The sequence below is a fragment of the Actinophytocola sp. genome, assembly GCF_045807065.1.
Lineage (GTDB): Bacteria > Actinomycetota > Actinomycetes > Mycobacteriales > Pseudonocardiaceae > Actinophytocola.
This window is the reverse complement of record NZ_JBJMIE010000414.1, coordinates 1-10,759: the sequence shown is the minus strand read 5'-3', so window position 1 is coordinate 10,759 and position 10,759 is coordinate 1. Positions and strand designations below refer to the sequence as shown.

The 10,759-nt window shown below is 69.2% G+C and carries 14 protein-coding genes; 5 read left to right on the top strand and 9 right to left on the bottom strand.

Going from position 1 to position 10,759, the window contains the following annotated elements; all coding sequences use genetic code 11:
• Positions 1–229: 229 nt before the first annotated feature.
• The 3 genes from ACJ73U_RS24135 to ACJ73U_RS24125 form a co-directional block, all read right to left on the bottom strand.
• Complete coding sequence (locus tag ACJ73U_RS24135; RefSeq protein ID WP_407779970.1) at positions 230–616, bottom strand: cold-shock protein; 387 nt, start codon at positions 614–616, stop codon at positions 230–232.
• 100 nt (positions 617–716) lie between these two features.
• Positions 717–1,259: an exonuclease domain-containing protein gene (locus tag ACJ73U_RS24130; protein WP_407779969.1), complete on the bottom strand. Its 543-nt coding sequence runs from the start codon at positions 1,257–1,259 to the stop codon at positions 717–719.
• A gap of 66 nt (positions 1,260–1,325) precedes the next feature.
• Entirely contained in the window at positions 1,326–2,972 is a 1,647-nt protein-coding gene (locus ACJ73U_RS24125) for an AMP-binding protein (RefSeq protein WP_407779968.1), read from the bottom strand.
• Between the two features lie 79 nt (positions 2,973–3,051).
• On the opposite strand from ACJ73U_RS24125, the gene ACJ73U_RS24120 reads away from it, so the two are divergent.
• Positions 3,052–3,357, top strand: a complete 306-nt coding sequence (locus tag ACJ73U_RS24120) for an STAS domain-containing protein (RefSeq protein WP_407779967.1) — start codon at positions 3,052–3,054, stop codon at positions 3,355–3,357.
• Between the two features lie 53 nt (positions 3,358–3,410).
• On the opposite strand, the gene ACJ73U_RS24115 is transcribed toward ACJ73U_RS24120, so the two are convergent.
• The 3 genes from ACJ73U_RS24115 to ACJ73U_RS24105 all read right to left on the bottom strand — a co-directional run bounded on the left by ACJ73U_RS24115 (position 3,411) and on the right by ACJ73U_RS24105 (position 5,340).
• Complete coding sequence (locus ACJ73U_RS24115; RefSeq protein WP_407779966.1) at positions 3,411–3,629, bottom strand: hypothetical protein; 219 nt, start codon at positions 3,627–3,629, stop codon at positions 3,411–3,413.
• A gap of 67 nt (positions 3,630–3,696) precedes the next feature.
• Positions 3,697–4,503 carry a metallophosphoesterase gene (locus ACJ73U_RS24110; protein WP_407779965.1) on the bottom strand — a complete coding sequence of 269 codons (807 nt, stop codon included), beginning with the start codon at positions 4,501–4,503 and terminating at the stop codon, positions 3,697–3,699.
• Positions 4,504–4,545: 42 nt separating this feature from the next.
• Positions 4,546–5,340 carry an HAD-IIA family hydrolase gene (locus tag ACJ73U_RS24105; protein WP_407779964.1) on the bottom strand — a complete coding sequence of 265 codons (795 nt, stop codon included), beginning with the start codon at positions 5,338–5,340 and terminating at the stop codon, positions 4,546–4,548.
• Positions 5,341–5,442: 102 nt separating this feature from the next.
• Between ACJ73U_RS24105 and ACJ73U_RS24100 the strand changes: the two genes are divergently transcribed.
• The 4 genes from ACJ73U_RS24100 to ACJ73U_RS24085 all read left to right on the top strand — a co-directional run bounded on the left by ACJ73U_RS24100 (position 5,443) and on the right by ACJ73U_RS24085 (position 8,190).
• Positions 5,443–5,700 carry a MoaD/ThiS family protein gene (locus ACJ73U_RS24100; RefSeq protein WP_407779963.1) on the top strand — a complete coding sequence of 86 codons (258 nt, stop codon included), beginning with the start codon at positions 5,443–5,445 and terminating at the stop codon, positions 5,698–5,700.
• Between the two features lie 621 nt (positions 5,701–6,321).
• A complete protein-coding gene (locus tag ACJ73U_RS24095; protein ID WP_407779962.1) occupies positions 6,322–6,951 on the top strand; it encodes a transglycosylase family protein in 630 nt (209 codons plus the stop codon).
• Between the two features lie 116 nt (positions 6,952–7,067).
• Positions 7,068–7,760: a helix-turn-helix transcriptional regulator gene (locus ACJ73U_RS24090; RefSeq protein WP_407779961.1), complete on the top strand. Its 693-nt coding sequence runs from the start codon at positions 7,068–7,070 to the stop codon at positions 7,758–7,760.
• A gap of 67 nt (positions 7,761–7,827) precedes the next feature.
• A complete protein-coding gene (locus ACJ73U_RS24085) occupies positions 7,828–8,190 on the top strand; it encodes a VOC family protein (protein ID WP_407779960.1) in 363 nt (120 codons plus the stop codon).
• Positions 8,191–8,428: 238 nt separating this feature from the next.
• Here ACJ73U_RS24085 and ACJ73U_RS24080 read toward each other — a convergent pair whose 3' ends face one another.
• From ACJ73U_RS24080 to ACJ73U_RS24070, 3 genes are all read right to left on the bottom strand, one after another.
• Positions 8,429–9,376: a molybdenum cofactor biosynthesis protein MoaE gene (locus ACJ73U_RS24080; RefSeq protein ID WP_407779959.1), complete on the bottom strand. Its 948-nt coding sequence runs from the start codon at positions 9,374–9,376 to the stop codon at positions 8,429–8,431.
• Positions 9,377–9,521: 145 nt separating this feature from the next.
• Positions 9,522–10,001 carry a cyclic pyranopterin monophosphate synthase MoaC gene (gene moaC, locus ACJ73U_RS24075; protein WP_407779958.1) on the bottom strand — a complete coding sequence of 160 codons (480 nt, stop codon included), beginning with the start codon at positions 9,999–10,001 and terminating at the stop codon, positions 9,522–9,524.
• A 10-nt stretch (positions 10,002–10,011) separates the two neighbouring features.
• Positions 10,012–10,759: NADP-dependent malic enzyme (locus ACJ73U_RS24070; protein ID WP_407779957.1), on the bottom strand; the 748-nt coding region annotated here is incomplete at its 5' end.

Sequence of the window (10,759 nt, the reverse complement as noted above, 5' to 3'; positions counted from 1 at the left end):
GGGGCGACGTACGTGGACATCCGGACGCCGGGCATCGGCCACGACGTCTGCACGCCACCGTCGGTGCGCTGGGTCGAGCCGTTCATCCCGGCCAACGTCGCCGCGCCGCTGCACCCGAACGCCAAGGGCATGGCCGGCATGGCGAACGTGGTGGCGGCCGCCATCGCGTAGCGCACGCCTCGGCGGACCCCTTCCGGTGAAGGAGGGGTCCGCCAGGGCGTTCACACGCTTACGGATCCAGCTCGCGGGCGACGGCGCGGACCACGTCGGCGACGCGCTTGGTGTTCTTGCGGTCTGGGTACCGCCCGCGGCGCAGGTCCGGCTGGACCTTCGCCTCGAGCATCTTGATCATGTCCTCGATCAGGCCGTGGAGCTCCTCGGCCGGGCGGCGCCGTGCCTCGGCGACCGACGGCGGTGGGTCGAGCAACCGCACAGACAAGGCCTGCGGCCCCCGACGACCGTCAGCGACGCCGAACTCGATGCGTTGACCGGCCTTCAGCCCGGCCACCCCGGCCGGCAGGGCGGAAGAACGGACGTAGACGTCCTCGCCTCCGTCCTGTGTGACGAACCCGAAGCCCTTCTCCGAGTCGTACCACTTGACCTTTCCGGTCGGCACAACGGTCACCTCCACACACAAATGAACGCGCCCCAGGGCGTACCCAGGACGCGTATCTCCAGCCTAGGCCAATTTCGGGTGCGGGGGGTAGCCGGTTGTGTCACCAGGCGTTGTTCGCCCGCAGGTGAAGCACGAGCGCGGCGATGTTCCAGGAGTCGTCGTCGCCGCGGTGGTGACGGCCTTCGAGCGTCAGCCCCGCCAGTTCCAGCGCCTGCGCCATGCCAGGCCGCTTGCGGAGGCCGTGCGCCAGGGTGAAGCGGACCTTGGCGTTCGTGTGGTCGGCGCTGAAGGGGTACTCGGTGTTCGTGTGCCGGCACTGGCGGGTGAACTGGTTGCGGTCGTAGTCACCCCAGCTCGCCCACGGCAGGGTATTGGCGCGGTGCTCCTTGGCGAGGATCCGGCACGCCTCGGCGAAGGTGACACCCTGGTCGACCTCGTCCTGGGTGAGGCTCGTCAGCTCCGTGCAGAACGCGCTGACGCGGGACCGCCGCGGCCGCACCAGGATGCGGTGCTTGGCCAGCCGGACCTGCCGGTCCAGATCGACCACGGTGAGCCCGACCTCGATGATCTCGCTCACCTGCCCGGGCGGCGGCTGCCCTTCCCAACAGGTGGCCTCGACGTCGACGACATTGATCAAGCTCACACGCGAAGTCTAGGGACGCACCCGCGGAAACGAGACCAGTTTTCGCGTCGCGACGACTTACGCCAATCAGGCGTGCCGGACGGCCGCTGCCTCCTGCAGACCCAGTAGCTCCACGGACTTCGCGCGCATTTCGACCTTGCGGATCTTGCCCGTGACCGTCATGGGGAACTCGTCGACGACGTGGACGTACCGGGGGACCTTGTAGTGGGCGAGCTTTCCCTGGCAGAACTGGTGAATGGCCTCGGCCGTCAGCGGGGTCGCGCCTTCCTTCATGCGGATCCACACCATCAACTCTTCGCCGTTGCGTTCGTCGGGGACGCCGATCACCTGTGCGTCGAGGATGTCCGGGTGGGTGTACAGGAATTCCTCGATCTCGCGGGGGTAGATGTTCTCGCCGCCGCGGATCACCATGTCCTTGATGCGGCCGGTGATGTTGAGGTAACCCTCGTCGTCCATTATCGCGAGGTCGCCGGTGTGCATCCAGCGGGCGTTGTCGATCGCCTCGGCCGTCTTGTCCGGCTGTTCCCAGTAGCCGAGCATCACCGAATATCCCCGTGTGCAGAGTTCGCCGGGGGTGCCGCGGGGAACTGTCCGGCCGGTTTCCGGGTTCACGACCTTGACCTCCAGGTGCGGCATGACCCGGCCCACCGTGGAAACGCGTCGCTCCAGTGAGTCGTCGGCCCGGGTCTGGGTGGATACCGGGGACGTCTCGGTCATGCCGTAGGCAATGGTCACCTCCGCCATGCCCATTCGGTCGATGACCTGTTTCATCACCTCGACCGGGCACGGCGAGCCGGCCATGATTCCCGTGCGCAGCGACGACAGGTCATACGCGTCGAAGGCGGGATCGGCCAGTTCGGCGATGAACATCGTGGGCACCCCGTACAGCGAAGTGCATTCTTCCGCAGCCACGGCACTCAGCGTCGCGGCCGGATCGAAGGCCGGGGCGGGAATCACCATGCAGGCGCCGTGCGACGTCGCCGCGAGGTTTCCCATTACCATTCCGAAGCAGTGGTAGAAAGGCACTGGAATGCAGATCCGATCCGCTTCCGTGTACCCGCACATTTCGCCGACGAAGAAGCCGTTGTTGAGGATGTTGTGGTGGGACAGCGTCGCGCCCTTGGGGAAGCCCGTCGTGCCGGACGTGTACTGGATGTTGATGGGATCGTCGGCGGACAGCTCCGCCTGCAGCTCGGCCAGCTGCGCCGCCGAGCCGCCGCGGCCGATGGCGACCAGGGACGTCCAGTCCTCCTGGCCGATCAGGAGCACGTCCTGGAGGTCCGGGCACTCCGGACGGACCTCCTCGATCATGGCCGCGTAGTCCGACGTCTTGAAGACCGGCGCCGCGACCAGCGTCCGGATGCCCGCCTGGTTGAGCACGTACCTCAGCTCGTGCACGCGGTAGGCCGGGTTGATGTTGACGAGGATCGCGCCGATCTTGGCCGTGGCGTACTGGGTGAACGTCCACTCCGCACAGTTGGGGGACCAGATGCCCACCCGGTCACCCTTGGTGACACCCAGGTCGATGAGACCCTTCGCCACCGCGTTGACCTCTTCGGCCAGCTGCTGGTATGTCCACCGGCGACCCGTGGCGAACTCGACCAGGGCCTCGCGATCACCGTACGTGGCTACCGTGCGGTCGAAGTTGTCACCGATCGTGTCGCCAAGCAGCGGCTTCGCCGACGTTCCCGACACATAGCTCGACGTGATCATGTGTGCCTCCTCGCAGCCACGGTCCACCGTAACCTTGTTCGTCAACATCGAAGTGGATGTATCAGCGAAGATGGGAGCCATGAGCCTCACGATCACCGTGAACGGCTCTCGGGTGGAGCTGAGCGGCGTGGTCGACCTGGAGACCACCCCGTCACTGCGCGCGGAGCTGGTCGACCTGATCAACACCGCCGGCGCCGGCACGCTACTGCGGCTGGACCTCGGCGAAGTCACCCTGCTCGACTCGAGCGGGCTGTCCGCCCTGATCGCGGCGCACAGACTCGCGTCGGCACGCGAGCTCCGGCTACAGCTCGCCGCGATCCCCCGGCACGTCCAGCGCACGCTCAGCATCACCGGGCTCGACGAGGTGCTCCACATCGCGGCCTGAGGTCACGCGGGACACGAAGCCCTCGACGGTCACACCGGGGGCACGAAGCGTGCTCACGCGGGCGGCACGAAGCCCTCGACCCACCCGGGGTCCTCGTTGTCCCCGCACACCGGGCACGGCTCCTCGACCAGCACGCCCGGAGATTTCTCCCTGATCACCATCCCCGACCCGGGAATGATCATCGGCCGCACGTCACCACCGTCCGTACGGAACTGGGTCGTCTGCCGGCACCCGTGGCACACGGTGCGTGCCGGCGGCACGTCGCTCGTCACCCGTCTATCTAACGGCGGTCGACCAGCCGGCGCGACCAGGGGTGCCCATTCGGCCCACCGCGAGGGGTCATGACCGCTGCCACGGGAGCTTGACCACCAGGCACGGGCCGCCCACGAAGACGCCGCCGTCGACGCCAAGGGCCTTGCCGCCCGCGTACTCGTACGGGCTGTCGACCATGGCGGGGGCGATGGCCAGTTGGTCGGCGATCACCGAGTGGCCGTGGACGACCTGTTCGCCGCCCAGGACGGTCAGGAGCTGGGCCGCCACGTCGGCGCCGTTCGGGCCGCGGAAGGCGTGGCGGGTCGTGAGGCGGCGCCAGACCTCCCACCACTCGACGATGTCGTCGGAGTCGAGGACCTCCTGGATGTTCTCGTTGATCTCCTCGATCTCGGAGCCCCAGACCAGGTACTCCAGGGTGTCCGAGTGCATCAGCAGGTGCTCGCCGACCAGCTCGACCGCCGGCCTGCTCGTCAGCCACTCGATGTGCTCGTCGGTGACCGCCTCCTGGTCGGTGGGCTGGCCGCCGTTCATCTCCCAGCTGCGGGCGAAGCTCCGCGGGCCGAAGTCCGACGGGACCTCGGTGTCGCCGAAGCGGTGCATGCCGAGCAGCAGGATCTCGTGGTTGCCCAGCAGGGCCTGGACCTGGCCGCCCGCGCTCGATGCCTCGGCCGCCAGGCGCATGACCAGGTCGATCACCCCGATGCCGTCCGGGCCCCGGTCCACGAAATCCCCGAGGAACCACAGGTGGGTGTCGCCGCCGGACCAGTTCGCCTCCTCGTCGACCAGGCCGGCTTCGGCGAGCGCGGCGAGCAGCTCGTCGAGGTGCCCGTGCACGTCGCCGACGACGAACGTCGACGGTCCTTCTTCCTCCACAGGCCGACAATATGCCAGGTTGTAATTGCTGTCGTAGTGGAACTATCCCGGGAATGGGTCGTCGACGTTCCCGACCAGGTCGGCGACCGACTCGATCACCCGGCTGGGGCGGTACGGAAAGCGCTCGGCGGTCGCGGCGTTCGATATCCCGGACAGCACCAGAATCGTGTGCAGACCGGCCTCCAACCCCGACCGGACGTCGGTGTCCATCCGGTCGCCGATCATCAGCGTCGACTCGGAGTGGGCGCCGAGCTGGTTCAGCGCGGACCGCATCATCAGGGGGTTCGGCTTGCCGACGAAGTACGGCGCGTGGCCGGTCGCCTTCTCGATGAGCGCCGCCACCGAGCCGGTCGCGGGCAGCGAGCCCTCGCGCGACGGGCCGGTCGCGTCCGGGTTGGTCGCGATGAACCGGGCGCCCTGCTCGACCAGGCGGATCGCGGTGGTGATGGCGGTGAAGCTGTACGTGCGGGTCTCGCCGAGCACCACGTAGTCCGGGTCGCGGTCGGTGAGCACGTAGCCGATCTCGTGCAGGGCGGTCGTGAGGCCCGCCTCGCCGATGACGAACGCCGAGCCCTCCGGGCGCTGCGAGTCCAGGAACCTCGCGGTCGCGAGCGCGGAGGTCCAGATGCCCGACTCCGGCACGTCCAGGCCGGTGCGGTGCAGGCGTGCGCGCAGGTCACGCGGGGTGTAGATGGAGTTGTTGGTGAGCACGAGGAACTGGAGGTCCTTCGCCCGCAGCTCGTCGATGAGCTTGTCGGCCCCTGGGATGAGGTGCTCCTCGTGCACCAGCACCCCGTCCATGTCCATCAGGTAGGTCCACTTGCGCGGTTCGGCCATGGCTCCATGGTGGCAGTTGCGCCGGGCACGTCCACCGCGACCGCTCCACCGGCCCCTGAACATCGATATGTCGACAATGTCGACTGGACTAGCCTGTGACGGGTGACCACCACAGTCCGGGTCCGCTACTTCGCGGGCGCGCGCGGCGCGGTCGGCCTGTCCGAGGAGACCGTGTCCATGCCCGCCGAGGCGACCGTCCGCGACCTGGTCGCCGAACTCGGCGGCAAGCACGGCGAGAAGCTCACGCGCGTGCTGACCGCGTGCAGCTTCCTCCTCGACGGCATCGCCGTGCGGGACCTGTCGACCGCGCTGCCGAACGGCGCTGGCGTCGACGTCCTGCCGCCCTTCGCCGGCGGCTGACGACCAGGCCCACACCCACGCCGACCTGCGCGAGCCGGGCAAGCCGGCCATGTCGGCGTGCCCCTTGATCGCGAAAAGATGCGCGACGCGGTGACCTACGGCACCATTGAGAAAGATCGATTCGGCAGCCGCCGGAGGTGCATCGACGCACTTCGGCACGGTCGCTTACCTCTGTGCTTTGAGATCAATTGAGGGGCTTCACCTCGATCGAATTGGCCCCCCTTTGCCTGAGGTAACCACTTGATTTCACCCTGCAGTCGGCGTAGGTGTTAAACCCTGCGGGCACGTGATGCAGCACTCAGACTGCGTGAATAGTTTGCGCTCTATCACGGGGCAATAACACGGCACATCGGCCTTCTGACCTGCGGATATGCCCTCAATCGCGGCTCACTTAACAGTGTTACTGTGACGACAGTCACATCTACTTCAATTTGGCAACCTGCAATTCAGGTACGTACCGTCGCTCTCTGGTTGGCCCCGACCAACCGGCAGGACCCGAGTGCCCGTAGCGCCCTACCCGATCCGGCGAGCACTCGGATATAACCCCCGACTGAAAGTGAGTCTCCGGATCGGGAAAGAGCCCTGACCAGGGTTTTTGACGGCGCTGAGGCGGAGAACGTAATGGCGTATCGAGGCAGTGACCGCACCCCTTCCAACGCAGTTCGTCGCACCATCGCTCGCGTCGTCGTCGCCGGCGTCGCGGTGGGTGCCCCGCTGGCCATCGCGCCGGCGTTCGCCTCGGCGGACCCGAACTGGGACGCGATCGCCGCGTGCGAGAGCGGTGGTAACTGGGCCACGAACACCGGTAACGGCTATTACGGTGGCCTGCAGTTCACAAAGGGCACGTGGGAGGCCAACGGCGGCTCCGGCAACCCGGCCAACGCTTCTCGCGAGGAGCAGATCCGGGTCGCGAACAACGTGCTGGCCACCCAGGGCATCGGCGCCTGGCCGGTCTGCGGCAAGCGGGGTGGCGGCGGTTCGGCCGCACCCGCGAAGGCCAGGACCACGGCACCGACCACGAGCAGTGGCAAGAAGGCGAAGGCCCCGGTCCGGAGCGCCGCTCCGGCAGCCCCGGCTCTGGCGGCCTCCAACCCGATCGGCGACTACACGGTCGTCGGGGGGGACTCCCTGTCCAAGATCGCGACGGCACTGAACGTGCCGGGCGGCTGGCAGGCGCTGTACGAGAAGAACAAGCAGTACATCGGTGACCCGAACCTGATCGTTCCTGGTCAGAAGCTCGCCACCAAGTGAACTAGCTAGTTCACCGAAGGGCTCCACCGCAATCCCCCGGCGGTGGAGCCCTTCCTCGCTCCGCTCATCAGCGAGCCGGACCAGATTTGTCGGTGCCCGGCGCTACGGTCCGCGCCATGAACCGAACCGACCGGCTGTACGGCATCGTGGAGGAGCTGCGGGCCGCGGCACCACTGCGGCGCAGTGCCCGCCAGCTCGCGGCGCGCTACGAGGTGAGCGTGCGCACGATCGAGCGCGACATCAGCGCGTTGCAGCAGGTCGGCGTGCCGATCTACGCGGACACCGGCCGGCTCGGCGGGTACGCCATCGACCCGACCAGGACGTTGCCGCCGCTCAACTTCACCCCGGCAGAGGCGGTCGCCGTGGCGATCGCGCTGCGGCGGGCCACCGGCTCCCCGTTCACGCGGGCCGCGGGCAGCGCCCTGCAGAAGATCCTGGCGGCCATGCCGGCCCCCGAGGCGTCGGCCGCCCGTGAGCTGGCGGGGCGGGTCGGGTTCCTCGTGCCGCCGACCGCGCCCGCGACCATCCCGGTCATCATCGAGGAGGCCCTGGCCGCCCGGCACGTGCTGCGGCTGGACTACGTCGACAAGCACGGCACGCCGACCGAGCGCGCCGTCGAGCCCGTGATGTTCCTGGCGGGCAAGGCCGCCTGGTACCTGGTGGGGTGGTGCCGGCTGCGGGCGGAGCTGCGGGTGTTCCGGCTGGACCGGATCGTGGCGGCGCACGACACCGGCCAACCGGCACCGGACCGCGACCACGGCGACCTGCCGCTCCCGACCGGTGTGACGCGGGTCATGGCACTCGCGTAGGAAACACCGACAGGGGGTTGTCGCCAACCGGTCCGATGCTGGGTGCCCAACCACACAGGAGGATCCCATGGCACACGGCACGCTCGACTGGTTCCAGATCGACACCGACGACCCGAAGGCCACGCAGCACTTCTACGGCGAGCTGTTCAACTGGACGTTCGCGACGGACGGCAACGAGGCCTACCAGCTGGTGAAGCGGGCCGGCACGGAACAGCCGTTCGGCGGGATCGCCGACACCGGGGGCCAGTCGCCGAACCGCGTCCTCATCATGGTGACCGTCGACGACGTCGCCGCGGCCGTCGAGCACGCCGAACGCCTCGGCGGGAAGGTGGACACCCCGCCGGTCACCACCCCCGACGGCCTGGTCTTCGCCAAGCTGACCGACCCGGCCGGCAACTACATCGGCATCTACACCCCAGCGGCCGGCTAGTACTTACTACAGGGCCAGATCCGGACTAGAGCGGCTGGCCGTCGCGGAAGCGGCTGGCCGTCGCGGAAGCGGCTGGCCGTCGCGAAAGCGGCTGGCCGTCGCGAAAGCGGCTGGCCGTCGCGAAAGCGGCTGGCCGTCGCGAAAGCGGCTGGCCGTCGCGAAAGCGGCTGGCCGTCGCGAAAGCGGCTGCTCTCGCGGGAATCGCCGCAGGTCGTCGCAAAGTTCTGTCCCGGTATCACTAGGGGCAGTTGACCCACTCGTCGGTGCCGTCGGTGAAGGCCTGGTGCTTCCAGATGGGCAGCCGGGCCTTCACGTCGTCCACGAGGTCGGCGCAGGCGGCGAACGCCTCCTGGCGGTGTTCGGCCGCCACCGCGCAGGCCAGGGCCACGTCGCCGATGGCGAGGGGACCGGTGCGGTGGCTCACCGCGACCGCGCGGACGCCCCGGTGGCGGGCGGCGACGGCCGCGGCCACCTCCTCGATGACCGACTTGGCGGTGGGGTGGCCCTCGTACTCCAGGGACGTCACGCCCTTGCCGCCGTCGTGGTCGCGGACCACGCCCGAGAACGTCACGACCGCGCCTGCCGCGCGGTCGGCCACCAGCGTCGCGTGCTCGTCCACGGACAGCGGCGCCTCGGTGACCTCCGCGCGCAGGACCGCGGCCGGGACCACCGCCGGCGGCTTCGGGACCACCGCCGGCGGCTTCGGGACCATCGCCGGCGGCTTGTGGTCGCCGCCGCGCAGCTGGTCCAGTGCGTGGCTCAGCACGCCCTCCAACACGCCGAGGCCGTCGCGCACGCCGCCGGACGAGCCGGGCAGGTTGACGACCAGCGTCCGGCCCATCACGCCGGCCATGCCGCGGGACAGGACGGCCGTCGGGACCTCGGGGAGGCCGGCCGACCGGATGGCGTCGGCCAGGCCGGGGATCTCGTAGTCCAGGAGGCGGCCGGTCATCTCCGGGGTGCGGTCGGTCGGGCTGATGCCGGTGCCGCCGGTCGTGATCACCACGTCCACGCCGGCCGCGTCGCGCAGGGCCGCCAGGACCGGCTCGCCGTCGGGGACGACCACCGGGTCGTCGACCGTGAAGCCGCGGGCACGCAGCCACGACACGATCATCGGGCCCGTCCTGTCCTCGTACACACCGGCGGCCGCGCGGTTGGACGCGGCGATAACCCTTGCGGTGCTCACTACGCCCCCTTGCCCGCCCCGCCCGACGCTGTCCACATGGCAACGAGCGAACCCTTCATCCTGCTCCCTGGACTTCTACGAAAGTCCCACTCGTGCGTCCAACCGCAGGTCAGGTAGCGTGTCTGGTTCGCTCCGCGAGGTCCGCTCATCTGCCCTCCGGTCGGGTCCACACCCCGGTCTTGCCGCCCTCCTTGCGTTCCAACCGCACCTCGGACAGCACGGCGGCCGGGTCCACCGCCTTGATCATGTCGTGCACGGTCAGGCCCGCGACCGTGACCGCGGTGAGGGCCTCCATCTCGACGCCCGTCTGGCCACTCGTGCGGACCGTCGCGGTGATGGCGACGGAGTCCTCGGCCAGGGCGAAGTCCACGGTCACGCCGGTGATCGGCAGCGGGTGGCAGAGCGGGACCAGGTCCGGCGTCCGCTTCGCGCCCATGATGCCGGCCACGCGGGCCACCGCCAGCGCGTCGCCCTTCTTCAGGCCGTTGGACCGCAGCAACGAGACGACCTCGGCCGTCGTGTGCACCACGCCCGTGGCGACCGCGACCCGGTCGGTGACCGCCTTGCCGCTCACGTCCACCATGCGTGCCGCACCCGCGGCGTCGACATGTGTCAGGTCGCTCACGAAACCGATGCTACGGGTGCGCCGCCTTGGCCACGGCCTCGGCCACCGCCGGGGCGACGGCCGAGTCGAACACGCTCGGCACGATGAACGACGCGTTCAGCCGGTCGCCGTCCACCACGTCCGCGATGGCGTCCGCGGCGGCCAGGAGCATCGAGTCGGTGATGCCGCGGGCCTGCGCGTCCAGCAGGCCGCGGAACACGCCGGGGAACGCCAGCACGTTGTTGATCTGGTTCGGGTAGTCGCTGCGGCCGGTCGCGACCACGGCGGCGTGCTTCTGCGCCTCCAGCGGCTCGATCTCCGGGTCCGGGTTGGCCAGCGCGAACACGATCGCGTTCTTGGCCATGGTCGCCACGGCGTCCGCGCCGAAGAGGTTGGGCGCGGAGACGCCGATGAACACGTCGGCGTCGACCAGGGCGTCGGTCAGGGAACCGCTGACCAGGTGCCGGTTCGTGTTCTGCGCGAGCCAGGTGAGGTTGGAGTCGAGGTCGCCGCGGTCGGGGTGGACGATGCCGTTGATGTCGACCGCGAGGATGTCGGCGGGGCCCTTCTGCAGCAGCAGCCGGATGATGGCCGAGCCGGCGGCGCCGGCGCCGCACACGACGATCTTGCAGTCCGCCATGTCCTTGCCGACCACCCGCAGCGCGTTGCGCAGCGCACCGACGACGACGATCGCCGTGCCGTGCTGGTCGTCGTGGAACACCGGGATGTCCAGGGAGGCACGGAGGCGCTGCTCGACCGCGAAGCACGCCGGCGCGGCG